This window comes from Leptospira paudalimensis (assembly GCF_026151345.1).
Taxonomy (GTDB): domain Bacteria; phylum Spirochaetota; class Leptospiria; order Leptospirales; family Leptospiraceae; genus Leptospira_A; species Leptospira_A paudalimensis.
In genome coordinates, this window is the sequence record NZ_JAMQPR010000001.1 from 950,705 (window position 1) to 972,411 (window position 21,707).

Consider the following 21,707-nt stretch of genomic DNA (forward strand, 5'->3'; position numbering starts at 1 on the left):
ACATTATTGTTTCGTCTAGGATCCAATCGACAAAAAACCCCTGTTTGATGGTGAGAATCATTTTTGTATCGAAATTTGTTCGAAAATTCCTTCGCAAAATGGGAAAATGAAGCCACTCACTCCCACTTTTTTTTAAAAATGTTTTACCTTTTCTGAGAATATGCCTTTTTTGATTTGTTGAATCTCATACTGACACATTTGGAAACTCATATGAAAAAACTATTTATTATCATCCTCGTCACCCTCACTTTCTCCCAATGCCAAAAATTTTCGTTTGGGCAAAAAGAATCAAAAGATGAAACTGCAGGTGCAGTTGTTACCTTCTTGCAAGGCCAAGTGGTCTTGATGAAGGAAGGTAAGGAAACGTATGCAAGCCTAGGCGATGTAGTAAAACCTGGTGATCGGATTTTATCCAAACTTGGGAAAGTTGACCTACAAACCTACCGCGGAGAAATCATTCGGATTAAGGAAAATTCCGATGTATTATTTCGAGATTTAGCAGGTGATAAACAACCGAATACCGACCTCTATATCTTAGCAGGAAACCTCTTAGTCAAATCTGTTAAATTAAAAGCGAATCAAAATTTATCCATCTCATCTCCAACCATGGTGGCGGGGGTAAGAGGAACTATCTTTTCATTTGAATTGGAAAAAGGTTCTGTTCCAAAAGTCAAAGTATACGAAGGGGCAGTTGCCGTTGCTTTTAAGACAGGTCCAAAACTAGTGGAACTGAATGATGGACTATCCAAAGAAAACTATGACCAATTGGTGAAAACCTTAGAAGAAAATGAAATTGTTTTAGAATCAGGTGAAACCATGGAAGTGAATCCTTCCTTAAATGAAATGGTTTATATCATCAACGCAAAAATGGCAGCCTCTTCTATCACAAAAGATGAGTTAGCTGGATTGACAGATTTATATAAAGGAATCTCAAAAGTCGAAAGTCCAGTGACTCCAAAAGAAAAAGCGGAAGCAGAGACCCTTGTTGCGATTGATAATTCACTTGTGCAAAAACAAGTGGAAAACAAAGCAGAAAACCAAGCCGTTACCCAAGAAATTGTGGAAAACATTGAAAAAGAACATGAGAGCAAACGTAACGAAGCGTTGACTAACATCACGACAGAAGCAGAGAAAATGGGCCTTCAAAACGAAGAAGACATCCAAAATCATTACAGTGTCTTAGAAACGATCCATAAATCAAATGGTGAAGTTTTATCGGGTGCAGTGGTGGCTCAGTTAGGTGATATTTTTATCGTGCATTCCACCAAAGGAGTTTTCCAACTAAAAGTGGATGATATTGAATACGTAGAATATAAAAATTTCAAAGTGCTAACAAAAACCAAAAAATAATCCCACAATCAAAGTCATGATTCCTCTGAAAAGAGGGTCGTGCATTATGTATCTTACCTCTTTCAATTGGAAAACGCTGTTTATTTAGGCAGGAAATTTCCAAATCAATTACGCGAAACAATTTACAAAAATTTCCAAACACATAAGATCGATCCCTATGAGTATACGCCAGAGGGTTTCTCTTTTCATTGCTGGAATTTTATTTGTGGGATTTACGATCCTGACGTCGTTTCAGATCTACAGAACAATCACTGACCTTCGTTTAGAAATCCAAGAAAATGCAAAAATCACATCCGAAAAATGGTCCTTTCAAATCCAAGAACATTTGAATGCGATGATGGGAGTCATTCGTGGTTATCGATTTGCATTGTTTTATGCTTCACCTCCTAGGGAATCAATGGTGAGTAGCCTTCGTGAAATTTTAGAAAGGAATGATAATATTTTTGGAATTTGGCTTTGTTACGAACCGAATGCCTATGAAGGACGGGATGCGGCCTTTGTTTTGAAACCTGGTCATGATAAAACGGGTAGATTCATTCCTTATCTCCACCACACTCCCGATGGAAAAATTAACTTTGAACCTCTTGTTGATTATGATAATCCAAATGGTGCAGGTGATTTTTATCTTCAGGTAAAAAAGACAAATAAAGCAAAAGTTTTTGGTCCCTATGAATACCTTGCTGGAGGGAAAAAAATCCAAATGATTTCTTTGGTTGTGCCCATTTATCCTAAGGGAAAATTTTTAGGTGCAGCAGGAATTGATTTAGATATTGGAACTCTGCAGGAAAAAATTGGAGACAACCGACCTTTTCGTGGTCAGGGATATATTTCCTTCATTTCGGATAACGGAACATATGTGATGTATGGGCAAGACAAAGAGAAACTTGGGAAAAAGATCCAGAATCCGGAACATCTGAAAATTTATTTAGAAAAATTGAAATTAGGAGAAATGTTTACCATCCAACATGATGGATACACAGATTATTTTACTCCATTTCACATTGGAAAAGATCCACAATTTTGGGCATTACAGGTGAGTATTCCTGATTCAATTCTCACCGAACAAGTAACAAAAGTGATCATTAGTTCTGTGGCAATCTCTTTACTCATACTTTTTGTTGTATTGTTTTTCTTAAATTTTGTGTTTAAAAATTTGATCAGTAACCGCTTAAACAAAGCAATTCAATTTTCCTCACAAATTGCAAGTGGTAATCTATCAACATCTGCGGACGAAATCAATACTGATGAAATAGGTAGTTTGTTAGATTCAATGAATCAGATGAGAAATAGTTTGGTATCAATCATTGGAGATATTAAACAAACAGTCGAAAAATTGGGTAACCAATCAAAACAAATGGCTTCAACTTCTCAAAATTTATCAGATATTTCTCAAACTCAGGCAAGTGCAGCAGAGGAATCTTCAGCTGCAGTAGAAGAATTGTCTGCTTCTGCTGATAATGTTGGTAAATCAATGGAAGAAGCCGTACTTAAGATGAAAGAAATTGATAAGTCCGTTTTAACACTTCGGGAAGAAGTACAAAACATCAATAAAGAGATGGAATACTTAGCTAAGTTTGCATCGGAATCAAGAGAACACGCAGTGGTTGGTGAAACCGCGATGAACGATTCTACAAAAGCTATGGAAGATATTGGCGAAAAAGCAGAACGAATCAGTGAAGTATTGGATATCATTACAGAAATTTCAGAGAAAACTAATTTATTAGCACTCAATGCAGCCATAGAAGCGGCTAGGGCAGGGGATGCGGGGCGAGGATTTGCTGTGGTAGCAGAAGAAATTGGGAAACTTGCATTACAAACTGGAACATCCGTGAAAGAAATTGGCGATTTAGTCATTTCTACGAATTCAGCAGTAGAAAATGGCAATCAAAAAGTAACAGAAGCAGCACAAGTTTTAAATCTATTGAATAACCGAGTAAAAGAATTTGAAACATCCGCAAAACGAGTGTTAAATTCTGTTCTTTTGCAGGAAAATAATGCAAAAGACATTGCACAAAATTCAAATTTACTGACAAACTTAAATTTACAAATTGAAGAAGCAGTGTTTGAGCAAAAACGGGCAACAGAAGAAATTTCTAAAACGATTATTAGTATTTCCAATGGGACTCAGGATGTTGCCTCAGGCTCTGACCAACTAACCATTGTTTCGGCTGAGATTGCCTCACAAGCTTCTTACCTATCCACTCAGGTAGAGAAATTCAAATTGAAGTAAAAAAAAAGCCCACATTAAGTGGGCTTTTTTAGAAAAATCTCTTTTAAGATTTAAAATCTATTTTGAGAAAAATCTTTTTTCAACTTCGTCTGGAAGTTTTTGTCCTGTGAGTTTTGCTCTTTGTACTAGTTCCCAGAAATAACGGTAAGTTGCTCGGTCATGAAGATCACCATCATGTTGGATTGGTCCCCAATCAGCATCTTGTGCTTTGATCAGAATATCACAAGCAGTTTGAGTTTCCGCAAAGTTAGGTGCCATAGCATCTAAAATCGATTGGATTTGTGCTGGATAAATTGACCACATACGTAAGAAACCAAATTCATCATGTGCCCGTTTTGCATCTTGGTAAGTTTGGTAAGTGTTTTTTAAATCTAAAGTTACGTTGTGTGCAGGGATCACTCCATTCATAAGAGCAGCTGCAACCATAGTTGATTTCGCACGTCTTAACAATTCATGATCAAACTGACCTGGTGACTTCATACATGAAGCAGGAATCGCACCATGGTGACCAGAGATAAAATCCATAAGTCCAAAATCTAAAACTTGTAACCATGGAAGGCTTGCGATTTCAAATACATCATTCAATGCACCGTGAGTTTCGATTAATACGTGAATTGGAATTTCTCTTTTGATCCCAGCTTTTTTGCAAGCATCTTGGATGTAAGTGATTTGTTCTTTCACTTGGCTTGCTTTTGTTGGTTTTGGAATTGTGATATAAGCGATTACGTTTCCCGCACCTGGAACGATGATATCAATATCACCTCTCCAATGTTCGTTGGTATAGTCATGAATTCGAACTCCACTCATTTTATGTTTGTTGAGTTCAGAGTTTTGAATGCGAACAATCATTTCTGCGTGTTCTTTTTCTTTCCCTGTTTGAGCACCGTCTTCACAGTCCATCGTGATGTCGAAAAGTCCGCCAAGTTTGTTTTGTAACTCGAGAGCCTTTGTGATGAGTTTTTCAGATCCAGCGAAGTGTTCACAAGCAGGGATGATAGGGAAAGGTTTTTCTCCTGCAAAGAGAGCTGATTGCGGGTGAGTCAGTGCCATTTAGTATACCTTTTTCGGATTTTTTTACCAAGTTTTGTGAATTTTGCCTGTCGTCCAGGATTTAATGGCAAAATCCGAACTGCACTAAGTCCCAAGAAACCCTTCTAGTAATATTACATGGGAAGTAATTCTTTCTCCATTCAGAACTTTCTGGGCGAACCCTTTTTGCCAAAGGGCCGGGCCAGTCCGGGCTCCGCCTTTCGGCTCCGGTCGAAAATCGACTTCCCCTTCCTGTCCCTTTCGCAATTCTGGAAATTGATTTGGATCCAAACGATATTTACACTCCTCCTGGTGGACCACCACCTACCAATCCCAACGTGAAACATCTTTTCGAAAAATGGGGAGAAACAAATATCCGCAAGTTAGTTTCCGATTTTTATGATCTGATCCGTACTTCAGAGATCCGTTGGATGTTCAAGGGAGATTGGGATTTGGCAAAAGAGAAACAGTCTGATTTTTTGATTCAGGTGTTAGGTGGTCCAAGTTATTATATAGAAAAATGGGGTCCTGCAAGGATGAGGATGCGTCATTTTGTATTTCCCATCTCAGAAAAAGAAAGGACAACTTGGTTTCAATGTTATGATGAGGCCTTACAAAAATTTGATTTCGATCATGATGACAAAATCGACTTTCTTTATTTTCTCGATGGATTCAGTGGTTGGATGGTAAACAGAAAAGAACCACCGTGGGAAAAGTATACCGAATCAGACACCCAAGATAAGGGAAATAATTAACATTTTAACATTCCCTAAAAATTCATACTGAATGTAAATTCCAAGTCTCGATAGATTTCTAGCGTAGATATTGATATGTATTTGGCTGTTTGATTTAGTTATGATTTTCTAGTAGTTTTAAGATGATTGCTTTTTGTGCATCGAGTCTATTTTCAGCCTGAGTGAAAATAATCGAACGATCACTTTCCACCATTTCTCTCGTAATTTCATAACCTGCATGAATGGGCATGTCGTGCATCACTTTGGCCTTTGTGTGTTTCATAAGTTCCGCATTCACTTGATAAGGCATCATCATTTGAATCCGTTCTTCTTTTTCTTTTTGAAACTTTGGATCATTGAAAAATTCCATATCGACCCAAGTATCTGTGTAAACATAATCAGCATTCGATACTGCTTTTTTTACATCCATTTCCCAAGAAACAGTGCCTTTTTTCTTTGCTCTTTCAATTGCATCCGTAACAATCGATTCTTTGGACGCAATGGGTGTAACTAGAATCAAATGAATGCCTAATGCGGCGGTAATCTCAACAAGTGAATTGGCTACATTATTATGAACTCCGATATAACATAAGTTTTTCTTTTTCCAGTCATTGGGGGAGTCCATTACAATTGTTAGAATATCCGCTAAGGATTGACAGGGATGAAATAAATTACAACAGCCATTGATAACAGGAACAGTAGATCCCGATTTCAACACCAACAAATCTTCGTGTTTTTTTAAACGTGCCATAATGATGGCAACATTACTCGAAAGATACCTTCCCTCAAAATCAATGTCAGAAAGTAAAAAATTGGATGCCATCCAATCTAAGAATATTGCGTGACCACCAAGTTCAGTCATTCCAGCTTCGAAAGATACTCTTGTTCTCGTGGAAGTTTTTTGGAACAACATTGCAAGAGAACGTCCAGACATATGACCTGAAAAATACACCCGATTTTTCTTTACATACACTGCAAAGTCTAGGAGTTCCTGGATTTCTCCATCAGACCAATCTTGCCAGGATATCAAATGTTTCACTTGGGACATAGCTACCTTACAAGTATCGGATTGTATAGTTCCTAAATCGAGAGGAAAGTCTTCTGATTGGAACGAAGAATTCGTTTTTTTATGCTGCCGATTCCGCCATTGATCTTGCGATGATAAAATTCGGTAAAATTAGCTCTTCTGCAAATTTGATCCCAAATTGGATTCCGTTTTCAGTTTCTTTCATCCAAGCGATTTTTCCTCTGAATGAAATTCTAGACCTTGTTAAATCACTTTCAATGACCCCAGTTACTTGATCCTTTTCTTTTACTCCAATTTCGTGTTGGATCCAACTGCTCACTCCAAGCTCAGAGATGTTCCCAATTTTTGTGACCAAAAACTCTGGTTTTTCATTGATAGAAAATAATTTTAAGACTAGGTCATCCCATTCGATCGATGGTATTCTTTCTGTTCTTCTAGTATTTAACATAATAAGCCCCCTAACGATTGTACAAACATTGGATGCAAAAATCGTGCCAATGAGCTTGGATTAGCATTCATTGCTGTTTTCATCGATAAAGCACGACTATGCCATGCATTTGCCTTCGAATGCCGATTCCATTAGCATCCCCAAAGGAACAAAAGAGGAAAAATGCCTTCATTTTACCAAGTTTTAACAAGGAAAGGTGGACTTCCTCCTTTCCTTTTCAATACAAGGAGGATAAATCTCACTTGCCCATATAATTGATTTCTCGGTATATAGCCGATAGAGGAAAGATATGCTTAAACAAATACTTACACCTTTTCTAATGACTGCTGTACTCTTTTCTTTGGTCTTTTGTGGCCCTTCAGAAGAGACAAAAGAAATCCAAGGAAAGGCGAAACAAATCATTGGTGCTTTACCCGAAAAAATGCCAGGGTCTGAAAATGATTCTGAAAAACTCATTTCACTCGGTAAAAAACTCTATTTTGAGAAAAAACTTTCAATGAATGAATCTCAGTCCTGTAATTCCTGTCACAATATTGAAGGAAAATCCGCAGGTGTAGACAATCTTCCCACTTCTCCTGGTGCATTCGGCAAAAATGGCGATCGTAATTCACCAACAGTGTTAAACGCTGGATTTCACTTTGTCCAATTTTGGGATGGAAGAGCGGCTGACTTAAAAGCACAAGCCAAAGGTCCTATTTTGAATCCAGTGGAAATGGCGATGCCATCCGAAAAAGACGTAATAAAACGAATCAATGAAGATGCTGAATACCCAAAGTTATTTGCGGAAGCATTTCCTAATGATAAAGATCCAGTTTCTTATGATAATCTTGCAGGAGCAATTGCTGCTTTTGAAAGGACACTCGTAACTCCTTCTAGATTTGATGACTTTGTAAAAGGGGATTTTAAAGCAATTAGCAAAGCGGAACAAGAAGGGTTTAAGAGTTTTCTTGCTGCTGGTTGTACATCTTGCCACTCTGGAAATTTACTCGGAGGGAATTCTTACAGAAAAGTCGGTTTAGTAAATGAATACAAAACTGAAGATTTGGGACGATTTAATGTTACCAAAAAACCCGAAGATAAGTTTGTTTTTAAAGTTCCAAGTTTAAGAAATATCACTCTAACTGGACCTTATTTTCATGATGGAAAAATTGCTACGATTGAAGAAGCTGTTCAAAAAATGGCTTACCACCAATTAGGAATCAATCTTTCCGAAGAAGAAACAAAAAAGATCGTATTGTTTTTAGGAACTTTGGCAGACAAGAATCGCGCCAATTAGTCATTTTTCTGAAAATGGTCCCGGATCCCCGAAAGTAATTCGAAGGATCTTAGGGTCCATTTTTCCAGAGCTCGGTAACGAAGCGCCATTGGGATTGGTTTTAAATAGTTTTTAAAATCCTTGGAACCAAGTGTACGTAATACAGACACCATTTGGCAGGCAATCACTCGCAATGTTGGATCGAATTCGGCAAAACCAAATTCCAATTGTAAAGCATCAGTGATTCGCTTTTCATAATTTTCCCATAACTGAAGGTATCTTTGTTCCAAGGCAGGGTCATCCATCCAAGGATGAAATCCAGGCAAAGATTCAATGATTTGGTCCGGGTCGATGGACTGTATGAGAGACCAAATAAATTCCTGGAATGCATCAAAAACAGACTGATTTTCCTTTCGAGACAAAAGGCTAAGGATGAGTTGGTCACAGAATTGAATTTCGTCTCGAAAGGCTAATTCTTCCTTTGCACCAAAGTAATTAAAAATTGTTTTCACCGAGACATCGGCTTCATCTGCAATTTCAGGTACAGTAACCTGTGAGAATCCTTTTTTTTGGAACAATTGTTTCGCAACCAAAAGGATCATTTCTTCGGTATTTTGCTTTTTACGAATTCGCAGAGGCAATCGGTTCAACATCTTCTTTTCCATAGTTACTGGTCTGCCCCCTTTGGTTCTAAAAAACCTTCATTACCGAAGGAATTAAAGAAAACTGCCGTCATGTCTGGTCGAAAATTCGAAAATAGAATTCAAATCCATTCGGTTTTACTCTAATTTTTGTTGGAAATATAATCTAGTGACTGTAAATTTATTGTATGCATATAATTACAGTCAATGAAATTTTACATTGACTGTAAAAATACTTCGTATGTAAAACTTAGGAATTTAAAATTGGATAATCTCCAATGGTTTACAAAATGGTTTCGTGTTAGGGAAGGGAGTCTCTGAATCGGTAAGGGAAGTGGGTCCCTTACCCTTAAATAAGTCGAGAATTGGGGATTGATATGGTTATTCCAATAATTCCTTTCTCAGTTGTGAAATTCTACATAGGCTTGAGCGATAAAATTTTGTATTCAGCACGATATAGGGAATATAATTAGAATATGTCCCATACTTATCGTGATCAATTATTTTCATGGATGAAGTCCTATGTGTATCGATTTTCTGAAACACCCTTTCGCCTCGCCAGTGGATTAGAATCTCAACATTATTTTAATTGTAAAGAGGTAACCCTCCATCCTGAACGATTAGCAATCATAGCAGACTGTTTCATTGATGAAATTATTCCAAAACTAAATGTTGAATTCCAAGCAATTGGAGGCTTAACTCTTGGTGCAGATCCCATAGCATATGCGATTTCTTTGGCTTATGGAAAGAGGGGCAAAACGATTTTTCCACTTGTTGTAAGAAAAGAGTCCAAAGGACATGGAACAGGACAACAAATTGAAGGATTTTGGAAGGAAGTGAAATCTTGTTTGGTTGTTGATGATGTGATCACAACTGGTGGTTCCACATTAAAAGCTGTTAAAGTTTTGAGGGATGCGGGGATAACCGTCACAAATGGAATTTGTATTCTCGATCGAGAGGAAGGTGGAAGGGAAAATTTGGAGAAAGAAAATGTCTCCATGGCTTCCATTTTTACAAAGAGTGAGTTTTTCAAATGAGTGAAAAAAAGACATTTATATATGATGTAACCTATTTTCGGAAAAAATTACTGACCCGTACTTGGACTATCGTTGTATTATTTCTGCTTTTTGTTACTTATAATAGTCTGCAAATTCCAGTTGAGGGACGTGTTCAGTTTTTCACTTTATTTGTTCCACTTCTGGCTCTTTTCTTTTGGTTTCTTCGTAGGAATTATTTGAAACAAATAGAAATTCTTTCGAGTGGAAAAGTGGAGTTAGACGGTGGATTACTCAAACAATTTGATTCAAATGGCAATTGTGCATCAATTCGAATCAAAGATTTAGAAAAAATCACATTAGATAAGTTCCGTGGATATGATCGTGTTATTTTGGAAACGAAGGAAAAAATCCATCCAATTGTAAATATTAAAAATCGAGAGGAATTGATTTCGATTTTAGAAAAGATTTCCGGAATTAAAAGAGATGAAGATTTAACGGAAGATAGTTTGTGGAATCGAAAAACTCCTATTTATTTCATACCAAGTGTGGTTGTACTTGTGATGCTCTACATACCTATAGTAAAAGTAAAGTTTCCAATTCTAAATCCAAATTTTCTTGGTTTATTTTTTAATGTTAATTTAATCATTTACTTACTTTATGCTCCAGAAAAGGAAAATCATATCGATAGTAAGTTTTCTTTAAAACGAAGATTGATTTTTATCAGTTTAGTTGTATTTTTCTTTCAAGTATACACGCAACTTGATAAAGTAGGCTGGTTTAAAAGTTAATACGGTTGCTATTTAAGCTCACTGTTTTGAACCAACTCCTTGGCGTATCATATTTAGCTTTGCTTGGGCATAACGCCTTAGTTCAATCATATCGTTAGCATATCGTTTTAATAGATTGTCTTGTTCCATTCTGCTTTCCATTAGTTGGATTGTATCTCTGACATATTTTATGTCTTTTGCTTCTTTTAGCTTTCCGCTTTGAATTAATTTTTTAACAATATCGAATTCATATTTTCTGAAATGAACTCTAAGTAAAAACTCAGTAGAAAAGTTTTCTTTTGCCTTTACCCAATTTGAATCAATTTTCTCTTTTGGTGCCTGGTCTTTTAATTGGTCTATCGCTCGCTTAGTTGGGTCATTCTCTCTAAAGTTTGCACTATTTGCTAATTCCTCTGCAATTAATACTTCGTCTTTATATATTTCTTGGAGTTTATTTCTTCTCCATTGGTCAGTATATTCGTAACTTTGTGCAGTTAACATCCTTTGGAATTCTTCCAACATTACTGATAAGTTAATCGAACGACCTAAAGGAGTGTTGTTAAATTCTTTTATTTTTGGGAACAGTTCTCGAGTGATTTGAAACGCGGATTTCCGCTTGTAATTACTCGCTTCATAAAGTTTTTCCAATGACTCTTCTGAATGTTTCTTTAATTCATTTAGAATGAATGGTTCAGCAAATACGTAAGCATCCTCACCGTAAACAAACAAATTAGGGTCTGGTGATACAATTGATACTACAAATATATAGTGGCTATCTCGAAGTGAAGTTAAAAGTTTTCTTATATCTTCCTCGGTGCGAGCAAGTTGAGATGACCAAATTCTTAAATGAGTATCAGAAGTTGGGATTTTTTCTCGAGATTCTAAATTCTCTTTTCGAATCATGTCTGCAAGATCCAAACAAACTTTAATACTTCCTGCCATGTCTTAAAATTAAGTAAGGTAGATTTTTGGTAAAGAATTATTCGTAATTCAACTCATTTGAAATCTTCATTCTGTAAACAAAATAGAAAGGGATAATCGTTATTATCGTTGCATATAAAAGTATTAAGATCGGTAGATTTGCTACAAAGTGAACTGGGAAAGTAAATATCAAATCCCATCCAAATGCATTTTGGTTAATTCCGAATATGACAATAGGTGAGAGTATTAGGCTATTTAATATTCCAGACGTCATTCCAGCAATTAATAGAAATGTAGTCTGGTAAAATAATAAGAAAAATAATTGTAAGAAATTCATTCCAATGGCCTTTAAACCAGCTAGAATTCGAGATTTTTCTTTTACATAATAAAAAATTGATGTGGCTAAGGATAAAAGTGAAATAAGAATTGCCGTGAGTTTTAGCGAATCAAGCACAGAAAACACTCGATTCATTCCTGATAAATAGAGTTCTTTTAATTTTTCTTGGTCCAAATAAATGAGCTCGTTTTCGCTTGCAATTTGTTGAATTGTTTGTAATGCTTCGTTTTTCTTGGATAAATCTGAGAAACTTAATCGAATAGAGTTTAATTCTTGGATTGGAAATAATGATTTGTATAATGAATAATCCATAATAATAGTTCCTCTCTCGGAGAAAAAATTTTCTTTTTCATCTTGCACTTTTAAGTTTATCATACCTTTGTTGGGAGTGCTGATTTTTATTAGATTCCCTTTGCAGATCTTTTCAAGGTAACATAAGTTTTTAGAAACAAAAATTTCTTCTTTGTTTTCGTTTTCTTTGAAGTTTAATACATGTAAGGTGAAATATTTGCCATTAATAATGAATTTGGAATTTATGAAAAATGGTTCTACCTGACTAAATAAATTTGTTTTTTCTAATTCATTTAGTAGGTGAATTGAAACTCCTGGTTCACCAGAATTTAATTTTTTTTCATTGACTAGTGAAAAATCGGATTGGTTCTCTTCCTCGATCCATTTTTTTAGTGAGCTCTCATAACTTAATGTCAAACTAGATAACGTAAATACTAAAGATGTTGCTAACATGATTGTCGAAATAGTTAAACCATTTTTCCAAGATTCCATTTCAATTTCTTTCATCGCTAGAAGGAAACTAGCTGATAAATTGAGTTTCTCTGAAAATTTTGTTACCTCTTTCACTATCAAGGGAATCGATACGTAATTTATCAAAATGAAACCTAGTATTACAAATGATACACCTGTTAGGCCTGGTAGAATTTGCTTTTGGATCTTTATGCACCCAATAGCGGTTCCTAAAAATATGAGGAAAAATGAGAAAAACCATTTTAATTGTAGGTTGAATTTCGTGTGCGTTTGTGATTCATCCCTGTCTTTCAGTAATTCGATTGGTAAAATGTGGTATGCCTTTAATGCGTTGAATAACGCGCTTACTGTTGAGCCAACAATGGATAACAATATTCCATACATTAAAATCACATTTGGGAATTCTCTGTATGATTCTAATTGCGAGGAATCAGTAAGTGTGGTTGATGTTTGAAAAAAATTAAAATTTGCTAATGTAATACCGAAAAAAGTTCCAATGATTCCTCCAATCAATCCCAAGAGTAAAGCGAGAGTCATAAATAGAAAAAAGTTGTTTAAACGAGATCCTCCAATCGAAAGTAAAATACCGAACTCTTTTTTTCGAGATAAAAAGATCCCTGTATAAATATTGGAAACCATAAAAAAAGAAATAAGGACAGAAACTAGAGAGATGATTGTTAAATTTATTTTCAATGAACCGAGAGCAACGCCAGCTCTGTCTTTGATTTCATTGATTGATTCAAATTTCCAATTTTGATTTTTGAGTAAATGAGAGAAGTCTAAATTCCAGGATTCAATTTTTGCTTCGTTTTGTATTAATATGTTGATTGTAGTATATGTATTTTTTAATTCACAAATAGTCTGTAATCGTTCAATATCTGTAACAATGAATAATCCATCACTGTCTATTGGAATCATATCATTAAGATTGATCGTTAGCAATTGATTACATAAATGAATGGAAACTTTCGGGGTTTTAGAATTGATTTTTTGTAGTAATGAATTACTGATAAAATATTTTGGAAAATTTTCTCTATTAACTTGGTTTTTAAAGTTGATATTGAATGAAATTAGGTCTCGGCCAATGATAGGAAGGCTTAATGATTGATTGTCTGTAAGACTAGTGTATCCCTTTATGAATAACTCTGGTTCTATACGGAATGCTTCTGGCAAATTTGAATCTAAGGAAAATAATGTTTTTGAATCAACTTCACCTTGCGTTGCATTGGGTACATATCGCCCTATCAAATTTTGAGAATTGAAACCAATCGTTTGGTCTACTAAACTTTTTTCAGCTTTCCAGCCGTTAATTTGAGTACTGACAAATAATGCGATTCCAAGTGTTATGCTAACTAAATTAAAAAACACCTTGCTTGGATTATTTTTTAAATATCCAAAAATGAAATTCAAATATAAATGAATCATTTTTTTATTAAAGATCCATCTAACATGTGATAGTTAGAATTTCCTGATTTTCCTATTTCTTCATTGTGAGTTACGATAAAAACTGTTATGCCTAAATCAGAGACACATTTTTGGAATAATTCTATTACTTGTTCGGAGGATTTTGAATCTAGATTTCCAGTGGGCTCATCACCAAAAATGATCTTTGGTTCATGAACTATCGATCTGGCAATCGATACTCTTTGTTTTTCACCTCCTGACATTTCTTTTGGTGTAAAATTCCACCGATGGTTTAATCCAACGATATCCAGAATTTCTTTGGATTTTTGCTCAGCGTATTTTTTGCTCTTTCCCGAAAGGAGGAGGGGGATTGATACATTTTCCACTGCAGTGAGATAGGGAAATAAATGAAAGAACTGGAAAACGATTCCAATTTGGTCCCTCCTGTATTCTGTTAGCTTACCTTCCGATACACCTACCATTTCCTGGCCAAAAATTTGAACACTTCCTTCATCAGCAGTTTCAATAGCTGAAAGGATATTTAATAAGGTAGATTTTCCACTCCCCGATGGTCCCATGAGTGTAACAAATTGTTTCGCAGGAATTTGTAGGTGGATGTTCTGTAACACAGAAATTGTGAGTGAACCTTGCTTGTAGCTTTTTTTCAGATTTTTTACATCAACTGCATAATTCATCTATGATTTGCCAATTTCATCGTTTAGTTTTGTTATTCTAGAACCGCATCCCTAATATAAGACAGATGAAAACCCCATTTGGATCGGAAACCGCGAGTACCTATTTGGTTTTAGATCCTTTTTTGGGTTTTCAAAGCTAAGGGACTCCATTTTGTTATGATTCTAAAATCGTGCCAGGGAATTCTAAGTTTTTTTTCGGTCAGTGAAAAATTCCAAAAATTCGTTTGTGAATATGGAACTGATATGACTTCTATTGGCTAAGAGGTATTTTTAATCAATTTTTGGCGATCTAATGTATTTTTACTCCAAGAGAATTTGGAAAACGATACTTTCACTCGTCCCAATTTAGTTTAGAAGAACTCCTAAAAAATCAAATGATTCTCTATCCAGGATTTAAATTTTGGTCAATTTATGTTAGAAGATAAACGTATATCAATTTTGAGATCTTTCGTTGTTGGGATTGCCGCATTATCACCACTTCTCATATTGATCCTAAGTAACGAAGATATTCTATCTGTCGACTTCCCTATATTAGTTGGTCTGTTTATCCAAGCCTACATTGGTTTTTCATCGTTCATGCTTGTTCAATCATATGAACCCAAGGAAAAAAATAAAGTAACCGTTGGTTATGCAGTTTTTTGGTCTGCCTTGGGTATTTGTTATATATCTGGTAAATCATTAATGATGCCGATAGCTCTTGAAATTACATCATTTTCGACCATCCTCATTTATTCTGGAACTGAATATGGGAAAAAACAAATCGAGAGTTTAGGATCTTTACTTTTGGCTTCAGGTATTTCTGCTTTATTTTTATCTGCTTGGGTGATGTTGCCTGATGGTGATAATATTGGCATTATATTATTGTTAATCGGACTTTTAATTAAATCTGGATTTTCCGGTTTTCATATTTGGCTACCTAAGGTGAACGAAGGAGGGCCATCTCATGCTCTCGGATCTTTTGCAGGCGTCTTAGAAATATTTCCTTTATTGTTATTTTATCGTTATGTCCTACCAAATCAGTTGGATCCAATCATCTACCAAGTGTTATTTCCTTTAGCTGCCTTGGGTATTTTTTTTGGTGGAATTACAAGTTTCTTTCACAAAGATCCTAAAATATCCTTGGCATATAGTTCGATCGAATCACTTAATTTTTTATGGTTATGTTTAATTATAACTGGGATGTTCCAGTTTTCTGGTGATGTCGATTTAATGAATTTAAGCAATTCATTCAGGATTTTGTTTTTTCTTAGCTTATTTCATCATTCTTTTTCAAAAACATTTCAACTTTTTTCAATAGGAATGGTTTCAAGACTTATCAGTTCAAATAACAGTGATGAATTGAAAGGTATTGGTAGATTACTTGGCATATCTCCTCTACTATTAGGAGCAGGAACTTTTAGTTATGCTGTTTTACCTGGGACCTTAGGTTTTGTTTCGGAAGCTACATACTTTTATTTAAATGCTAGAATACTAGATCTACCGATTGGTCGTTCTGTGTTTTTATTACCTTCAATGATATTCATTTTTTTTGGTATCGTTTTGGGTGGATTTACACATATTAAATTGTATATAACAATGTTTCTGTCTATTCCTCGAAACAATATGAACTTACTTCCGTTTGGAGATATGCAAAAACGTTGGTTATACATATCTCTTTTGAGTCTTGCCTTAATGATTTATCTATTTCCATTGGCATTACCATTTTTTATAGAGTTACCTATGTTAAAACCATTTGCCGATCAGCAATTGATCGATTGGTTTTGGAATATTTCTTTTGTATCAATGGTTACTATTTTTATCATAATCGTTTTTTATCTTTATGATCGTTGGAATCAGGTAAATATCGCGGACTTAAAACGAAAAACATGGGATTGTGGTGGTGGTTATTCGGGACACGAATTATCTGTTCCATCGACTGTTTTTTCAAAGCCATTAAAAAATTCTTTGGGAAGGTATTTTGTGAATAAGATGGGAGATTCAATCGTTGATAATTTGATCATCAATTCTCTAACATTTATATTTAATTTTGGTACAAAATTTGTTTCTTCAACAAATGAGCCTAAAGAGGAAGATATAAGTAAATATTTAGCGATTTCTTCTATGTTTTTGATTTTTATTTTTTCATTACTGATTTTCGGCGATTTTAAAGGATAACATCGTGGAGAGTTACATTCATTTTGTTTACTTAGTCATTTTATTTGTATGCCTTCCATTTTTGTTAACAGGTATTTTTCGCAAAGTAAGAGCCTATGCGCAAGGTAGGCGTGGACCAAGACTCATCCAATTTTATTTGGAGATTTGTAAATCCTTTCTGAAAGTTCCTGTTGTAAACAACTACTTTTCTTCGATCTCCAAATTGGCTCCGAGAATCGTCATATATTCATCTTTAATGATATGGAGTATTGTTCTCTTTGAATGGGCACCATTTATTCTGATCCCATTTTTTTTAGCACTTTATCGATTCGCTTATATTGGTTTTGCAATGGAAGGTGCAACTTCCTTCGGTGGTATGGCTTCGGGAAGAGAGATTTTATTGTCTGTTATGGTAGAGCCAACTTTTATACTCATGATACTCGCTGCGCAATCCCATATCGAAATTTCGGAAACACCTCAAGGTATATTAATCGGATTACTATTTTTATCGTTATCCTTTATTGCTATTCTTGCGGAATTAGCAAAACCTCCATTTGATGATCCGCGTACTCACTTAGAGTTAACCATGGTTCATGAGGCAATGATTTTGGAAGCGTCTGGTCGACAATTGGCATTTTTTGAATTAGCTAGTTCTATAAAACTTTCTGCATTACTTGTTTTTTTGGTAAAGTTAGCATTAGAACATTCAAAACTATTTAAATCAAACTACTTGAATGGAATCAATCAGGAATTTTTGATTTTGCCTGCAGTAGTTTTTTTGGCGATATTGATAGGTTTTTGGGAAGCAAATAGTGTTCGAAGAAAATGGACCTGGATACCTGAATTTATGGGATTGGCTTTTATTGCGATTTTGATTTTGGGGACACTTGTTAAACTTTCATAGGATAAATCAATGATATACGATTTTGTTTATTTATTATTACTCTTGTCTGGTATTGTTGTCTTAGTTGAAAATCGATTAAGTCGGATTATTTTGTTTTTAAGTCTTCAAGGTTTTTTGTTGATCTTTCCTGTGATCCAAACTCATGAAGGTGATTGGCAACATGCCATTTCACTAATTTTGTTGGTTGTACTTTTTAAGGGACTATTAACTCCATGGATTCTAAATTGGACTGCGAATAAATCAAAAATGAATGAGAGTACTACTCCGCGATTTGGTTATTTAGCAACTCTCTTATTTATGGTATTAGGATTGGTTCTTGCCGTTAAAATTACGGATGGTGTCCCTCTATTGTCGATACCAGTTCATAAAATCGCATTAATTTATGTAATTTTATTAGTATATGTTGGTATATTGTGTTTTGTTGTTAGGCGGAATTGGTTGGCTTTAATTGCTGGTTTTTGTGTTTTTGAAAATGGGATTTTTGTTCTAACTATGGTTTTGGATAAGGGATTACCGTTTGGTTTGGAATTTGGATCCTTTTTGGATGCTATACTAGTAATAGTTTCTGGAGGAATATTGCAGCTTTCACCTCATATGCATGTAAAGGAAAGAAAGTTATGATGGAGATCGTTTTTTATGTATCCGGAATTTTTACCTTTGTAGTTATATTTTTAATTTCAATTTTTGCTCCAACGAAAGGACAAACAAGGATTTGGTTGTGGAGTTTACTCAAAATTTGTTTTTTTACCGTATTGTTTTATTCTTGGTTTACTGATAACATAGTACTAAAATGGATTTTAATTGAAGCTTCAACTTTATTTGGGGCGTTATTAATTTCTTCAAGTGGAACAGAACGATCCTTCCATGTTGGATGGAAATTTTTATTAATTAATTCCTATGCACTTGGTTTAGCCTTTTTAGGTATCGTGATACTACTTTTCGCATCCACTCCCTTACAAAACTTGGATTTTTCTTCCCTTAAACAAGGGTTAGAAGGTCAATCTGGTCTACTTATTGAAACAGGCATACTCTTAACGATTTATGGGTATAGCGGGAAGTTGGGTTTGGTGCCAAATCACTTTTGGGTTGGTGATACTTATGCAGAAAGCCCTAGCCAAATTTCTTCATTGATCGCTTCATTTGTCCCTGTTAGTGTAGTTCTTGCAATTCGACCTTTGATTAAATTGGAAAATGAATTAAATCTACATTTAATCAATGCTTCCAATGGATTATTATTCATTGGTATATTAACGATTTTATATTCAACTTTAATGTTAGTATCTCGTGATGATATTCGACGTATTTCGGCTAAAGTTGCACTTTTCCATACAGGAATGTTAACTCTATTTTTATGGTTGGATGTATCTGATGAAGTTTTTTACTTTTTACTCACTACAACTGTTTTGGTTAAACTTCTTGTCTTTTTATCTATGGGAATATTAAGAATGGATGCTGGGAAACGTAATATATCTCAGATCCTGAAGGGAACCACGTTAAGCCATAAAGCATTGTATGTTTATTTATTGGCATTGTTGATTGCATTTGTTTTTCCTCTTTCTCCGGTTTTTGTTTTGGATTTGAAAATCATAGAGATTGCAATCATGAAAAAACAATTTTACTTATTTATATTCCCGATTTTGGGATCCGTTTTCTTTTTTGTTTCATTGAATAAAGTATTACCTATGGTAAGGCTACAGAATCGAGATTTTAATTTTGAAGTATTAGGAACAGTACGATTGCGATTTTATTTTTTTTGGATTAGTTTGCTATTCACCATCTCTGTTGGTGCTTTTGGCATGTATTATTTGATGGCGAATTATATATGATGAAAATTACAGGCATTACTCATTTTAACGGTTCGTATTTTCAATTCATTCAAGAGAATCAAAGTATAGTTATGGAAGAGGAAAAATCCAAAAAAAGTACAATTGATTTTTTATTGGATGATCAATATCCGATTTGGTTGGTGAGGCATTCTTTTGGACAAGACATGGGACATGAAGACTATTCTGATTTAAAGGAAGAGGATTATTTGTCCGACCAGAGAGGGAAAATTTTATCTTTACACCAAAAATCGGGTGTGATACGCGATTTAGCTTACCACGGTTTGTCTGTACCTTTCTCAATTGATCATTATTCACATGCTGTTGGTCCCATTCACGCAGGTATCATCGAACCAGGTCATTTTCGATTTGTTGTAGAGGGTGAAGTGATTCGTCATCTAACAATTCGCCTTGGTTATCAAAAACGAAGTATACGAGATTTTTTAGTTGGTAAATCTATGGAACAGGTTTTGCCATATTCAGAAATGATATCTGGTGATACAAGTGTTGGTTATGCATTAGCATTTTCAAAAATATATGAAGATATTCATAATATTGTAGTAACAAAAGACATTCGTTTATTCCGATCTTTGCTCGTTGAGTTGGAAAGAATTGCCGTTCACATTGGGGATTTAGGTGGAATATCGGAAGATATCGGCTATTACCCGTTATATGGTGTTTGTGTTACTGATAGGGGGGCTGCACTTGGACTTATGGAAACTTGGACAGGGCACCGGTTTGGGAAATCAGTAGTTCGTCCTGGTAAACTCTTACTCAATCATCGAATTAACGCCAAACAGGCTAAAGAAGCTTTTTACCAATTAAAAAAAGTTTATCAATCTAGAATTCGTCCTCAGATTCTAAGAGCTCTCTCCATTTCTACTCTCAAGGAGAGGATGCAAGGTTGTGGGTTTATTTCGGAATCCGATGTTCAAAAAAACGGGTTTGTTGGAATGGTTTCTCGAATGGCAGGAGTAGTGGAAGACCTACGGATCAATCATCCCGATTACCCCGATTGGAAACCACTTCCTATAAAGGAAGAACACCATCATTATAATGGTGATGTTTGGGCTCGGATGTACCTTCGATATGCTGAGATTGAACAGTCGTTACGTTGGATGGAGGAAAAAGTAGAGGAACTAGATTGGGATTTGATTTGGAAATCAAAAGAGAATAAAATACCGAAGGAACTAAAAGAAAAAAAATTACAATCTGGAATTTATTATTCTTCAGTGGAAGCATGGAGAGGACCTTTGTTAGTTGCCCTAAACATCGATGAAAATGGTTTTGTAATTAATTCTTATATTCGCGATCCTTCAGTTTTAAACTGGCATGCACTTGAGTTAGCAGTTCGAGGAGAACAAGTAAGCGATTTCCCATTAAATAATAAATCATTTAATCTTAGTTATGTTGGATTTGACTTATGAGTTTTTTATTTGAATTAAAGAATTTTTTCACTAAAAAAAATGTTCTCAATTTCGAGAAAACTTCCTATGTACACCCGAATCAAAGAGGCATACCAATTCCCACGAAGGAAATGGTAAACGGATGTGGAAGCTGTAAGGAATGTGAAACCCTTTGTCCAACAAATGTGATCCAAAGGAATGGCGGAGACCTACTGACAATGGATTATGGAAAATGCCTGCAATGTGGGCTTTGCGTAGAAATTTGCCCGGAAGGAAAACTTCGTAATTCGGGATTTATATACACTTTCGTTTTACACCGAGAGGAATTTTATACAACCTACAAAAATGGAAAATTGGAGTTATCCAACCAAGCAAAATTTACACTCACTGAAAACCAAAAACGATTCCGCGCCTTAACACAAAACCGTGGGTTTTTGTACAGAGAAGTTGCCGCCGGTGGAAACAATACAGTCGAATCGGAACTGAATGCCTCTTACAATTCCGTGTTTGATTCCGAAAGAGAAGGGATTCGATGTGTTGCCAGTCCCAAACATGCTGACGCCATTGTATATTCCGGACCAGTCTCCGAAAATATGGCGGCTCCGTTGCAAACTGCATGGGATGTTATCAGTGAACCAAAAGCGTTGGTTGCCTGTGGGACAGAAGCAGTCAGTGGAGGTCTTTTCCCGCAAGGGAAGTTACCAAAAGAACCAGACCTTTTTATTTCAGGAGATCCCCCAAGACCAGATGTCATTTTACAAGCCTTTCGTTTGTTATTAGGAAGATTTTCCTTCCAATTCCAAGAGGCGCTTCACAAATTTTTAGAGAGTGAAAAATAAGGCG

At 35.3% G+C, this 21,707-nt stretch carries 19 protein-coding genes; 12 read left to right on the forward strand and 7 right to left on the reverse strand.

Going from position 1 to position 21,707, the window contains the following annotated elements; translation table 11 throughout:
- Window positions 1–210 precede the first annotated feature (210 nt).
- The gene (locus ND855_RS04320) at window positions 211–1,350 is read left to right on the forward strand and encodes a FecR family protein (RefSeq protein WP_265357341.1); all 1,140 of its coding nucleotides are present in this window, start codon (window positions 211–213) and stop codon (window positions 1,348–1,350) included.
- 157 nt (window positions 1,351–1,507) lie between these two features.
- Window positions 1,508–3,580 carry a methyl-accepting chemotaxis protein gene (locus tag ND855_RS04325; protein WP_265357342.1) on the forward strand — a complete coding sequence of 691 codons (2,073 nt, stop codon included), beginning with the start codon at window positions 1,508–1,510 and terminating at the stop codon, window positions 3,578–3,580.
- A 57-nt stretch (window positions 3,581–3,637) separates the two neighbouring features.
- Here ND855_RS04325 and ND855_RS04330 read toward each other — a convergent pair whose 3' ends face one another.
- The gene (locus ND855_RS04330) at window positions 3,638–4,630 is read right to left on the reverse strand and encodes an HpcH/HpaI aldolase/citrate lyase family protein (RefSeq protein ID WP_100727834.1); all 993 of its coding nucleotides are present in this window, start codon (window positions 4,628–4,630) and stop codon (window positions 3,638–3,640) included.
- 260 nt (window positions 4,631–4,890) lie between these two features.
- Here ND855_RS04330 and ND855_RS04335 point away from each other — a divergent pair, with 260 nt between their 5' ends.
- Window positions 4,891–5,364, forward strand: coding sequence for a globin domain-containing protein (locus ND855_RS04335; RefSeq protein ID WP_265357343.1), 474 nt, complete (start codon window positions 4,891–4,893; stop codon window positions 5,362–5,364).
- A gap of 94 nt (window positions 5,365–5,458) precedes the next feature.
- Here ND855_RS04335 and ND855_RS04340 read toward each other — a convergent pair whose 3' ends face one another.
- Together ND855_RS04340 and ND855_RS04345 are read right to left on the reverse strand one after the other, a co-directional pair.
- Entirely contained in the window at window positions 5,459–6,391 is a 933-nt protein-coding gene (locus ND855_RS04340) for an ornithine carbamoyltransferase (RefSeq protein ID WP_265357344.1), read from the reverse strand.
- Window positions 6,392–6,470: 79 nt separating this feature from the next.
- Window positions 6,471–6,818: an LEPBI_I2431 family sigma-54 regulated protein gene (locus tag ND855_RS04345; protein WP_265357345.1), complete on the reverse strand. Its 348-nt coding sequence runs from the start codon at window positions 6,816–6,818 to the stop codon at window positions 6,471–6,473.
- Between the two features lie 289 nt (window positions 6,819–7,107).
- Between ND855_RS04345 and ND855_RS04350 the strand changes: the two genes are divergently transcribed.
- Window positions 7,108–8,094 carry a cytochrome-c peroxidase gene (locus ND855_RS04350; protein ID WP_265357346.1) on the forward strand — a complete coding sequence of 329 codons (987 nt, stop codon included), beginning with the start codon at window positions 7,108–7,110 and terminating at the stop codon, window positions 8,092–8,094.
- On the opposite strand, the gene ND855_RS04355 is transcribed toward ND855_RS04350, so the two are convergent.
- Window positions 8,091–8,738: a TetR/AcrR family transcriptional regulator gene (locus ND855_RS04355; RefSeq protein ID WP_265357347.1), complete on the reverse strand. Its 648-nt coding sequence runs from the start codon at window positions 8,736–8,738 to the stop codon at window positions 8,091–8,093. The genes ND855_RS04350 and ND855_RS04355 overlap by 4 nt on opposite strands.
- Window positions 8,739–9,190: 452 nt before the next feature.
- Between ND855_RS04355 and pyrE the strand changes: the two genes are divergently transcribed.
- Together pyrE and ND855_RS04365 are read left to right on the forward strand one after the other, a co-directional pair.
- On the forward strand, window positions 9,191–9,751 hold the full coding sequence (gene pyrE / locus ND855_RS04360; RefSeq protein ID WP_265357348.1) for an orotate phosphoribosyltransferase: 561 nt from the start codon (window positions 9,191–9,193) through the stop codon (window positions 9,749–9,751).
- Window positions 9,748–10,500 (forward strand): hypothetical protein, encoded by a 753-nt coding sequence (locus ND855_RS04365; RefSeq protein WP_265357349.1) that lies wholly within the window; start codon window positions 9,748–9,750, stop codon window positions 10,498–10,500. The genes pyrE and ND855_RS04365 overlap by 4 nt, the downstream gene beginning before the upstream one ends.
- An 18-nt stretch (window positions 10,501–10,518) precedes the next feature.
- Here ND855_RS04365 and ND855_RS04370 read toward each other — a convergent pair whose 3' ends face one another.
- From ND855_RS04370 to ND855_RS04380, 3 genes are read right to left on the reverse strand one after another with little or no spacing between them, the layout of a single operon-like run.
- Complete coding sequence (locus tag ND855_RS04370) at window positions 10,519–11,421, reverse strand: hypothetical protein (protein WP_322113521.1); 903 nt, start codon at window positions 11,419–11,421, stop codon at window positions 10,519–10,521.
- A 37-nt stretch (window positions 11,422–11,458) separates the two neighbouring features.
- Window positions 11,459–13,909: an ABC transporter permease gene (locus tag ND855_RS04375; protein ID WP_265357351.1), complete on the reverse strand. Its 2,451-nt coding sequence runs from the start codon at window positions 13,907–13,909 to the stop codon at window positions 11,459–11,461.
- Between the two features lie 11 nt (window positions 13,910–13,920).
- Window positions 13,921–14,598 (reverse strand): ABC transporter ATP-binding protein, encoded by a 678-nt coding sequence (locus tag ND855_RS04380; RefSeq protein ID WP_265357352.1) that lies wholly within the window; start codon window positions 14,596–14,598, stop codon window positions 13,921–13,923.
- Window positions 14,599–15,036: 438 nt separating this feature from the next.
- Here ND855_RS04380 and ND855_RS04385 point away from each other — a divergent pair, with 438 nt between their 5' ends.
- The 6 genes from ND855_RS04385 to ND855_RS04410 are packed head-to-tail and all read left to right on the forward strand — an operon-like array spanning window position 15,037 to window position 21,703.
- A complete protein-coding gene (locus tag ND855_RS04385; RefSeq protein ID WP_265357353.1) occupies window positions 15,037–16,752 on the forward strand; it encodes a proton-conducting transporter transmembrane domain-containing protein in 1,716 nt (571 codons plus the stop codon).
- 4 nt (window positions 16,753–16,756) lie between these two features.
- On the forward strand, window positions 16,757–17,635 hold the full coding sequence (locus ND855_RS04390; protein WP_265357354.1) for an NADH-quinone oxidoreductase subunit H: 879 nt from the start codon (window positions 16,757–16,759) through the stop codon (window positions 17,633–17,635).
- A gap of 9 nt (window positions 17,636–17,644) precedes the next feature.
- Window positions 17,645–18,256 (forward strand): formate hydrogenase, encoded by a 612-nt coding sequence (locus ND855_RS04395; protein WP_265357355.1) that lies wholly within the window; start codon window positions 17,645–17,647, stop codon window positions 18,254–18,256.
- A complete protein-coding gene (locus tag ND855_RS04400) occupies window positions 18,253–19,461 on the forward strand; it encodes a proton-conducting transporter transmembrane domain-containing protein (RefSeq protein ID WP_265357356.1) in 1,209 nt (402 codons plus the stop codon). The genes ND855_RS04395 and ND855_RS04400 overlap by 4 nt, the downstream gene beginning before the upstream one ends.
- Window positions 19,458–20,885, forward strand: a complete 1,428-nt coding sequence (locus ND855_RS04405; protein ID WP_265357357.1) for a hydrogenase large subunit — start codon at window positions 19,458–19,460, stop codon at window positions 20,883–20,885. Before ND855_RS04400 ends, ND855_RS04405 begins: the two co-directional genes overlap by 4 nt.
- Window positions 20,882–21,703, forward strand: coding sequence for an NADH-quinone oxidoreductase subunit B family protein (locus ND855_RS04410; RefSeq protein ID WP_265357358.1), 822 nt, complete (start codon window positions 20,882–20,884; stop codon window positions 21,701–21,703). Before ND855_RS04405 ends, ND855_RS04410 begins: the two co-directional genes overlap by 4 nt.
- Window positions 21,704–21,707: the final 4 nt, after the last annotated feature.

Bases quoted from the DNA above. Each gene is read 5' to 3' on its own strand.
- ND855_RS04350 (WP_265357346.1), top strand. From the start codon at position 7,108: ATGCTTAAACAAATACTTACACCTTTTCTAATGACTGCTGTACTCTTT.
- ND855_RS04355 (WP_265357347.1), bottom strand. From the start codon at position 8,738: ATGGAAAAGAAGATGTTGAACCGATTGCCTCTGCGAATTCGTAAAAAG.
- ND855_RS04400 (WP_265357356.1), top strand. From the start codon at position 18,253: ATGATGGAGATCGTTTTTTATGTATCCGGAATTTTTACCTTTGTAGTT.
- ND855_RS04325 (WP_265357342.1), top strand. From the start codon at position 1,508: ATGAGTATACGCCAGAGGGTTTCTCTTTTCATTGCTGGAATTTTATTT.
- ND855_RS04395 (WP_265357355.1), top strand. From the start codon at position 17,645: ATGATATACGATTTTGTTTATTTATTATTACTCTTGTCTGGTATTGTT.
- pyrE (WP_265357348.1), top strand. From the start codon at position 9,191: ATGTCCCATACTTATCGTGATCAATTATTTTCATGGATGAAGTCCTAT.
- ND855_RS04380 (WP_265357352.1), bottom strand. From the start codon at position 14,598: ATGAATTATGCAGTTGATGTAAAAAATCTGAAAAAAAGCTACAAGCAA.
- ND855_RS04405 (WP_265357357.1), top strand. From the start codon at position 19,458: ATGATGAAAATTACAGGCATTACTCATTTTAACGGTTCGTATTTTCAA.
- ND855_RS04330 (WP_100727834.1), bottom strand. From the start codon at position 4,630: ATGGCACTGACTCACCCGCAATCAGCTCTCTTTGCAGGAGAAAAACCT.
- ND855_RS04320 (WP_265357341.1), top strand. From the start codon at position 211: ATGAAAAAACTATTTATTATCATCCTCGTCACCCTCACTTTCTCCCAA.
- ND855_RS04365 (WP_265357349.1), top strand. From the start codon at position 9,748: ATGAGTGAAAAAAAGACATTTATATATGATGTAACCTATTTTCGGAAA.
- ND855_RS04410 (WP_265357358.1), top strand. From the start codon at position 20,882: ATGAGTTTTTTATTTGAATTAAAGAATTTTTTCACTAAAAAAAATGTT.
- ND855_RS04340 (WP_265357344.1), bottom strand. From the start codon at position 6,391: ATGTCCCAAGTGAAACATTTGATATCCTGGCAAGATTGGTCTGATGGA.
- ND855_RS04345 (WP_265357345.1), bottom strand. From the start codon at position 6,818: ATGTTAAATACTAGAAGAACAGAAAGAATACCATCGATCGAATGGGAT.
- ND855_RS04370 (WP_322113521.1), bottom strand. From the start codon at position 11,421: ATGGCAGGAAGTATTAAAGTTTGTTTGGATCTTGCAGACATGATTCGA.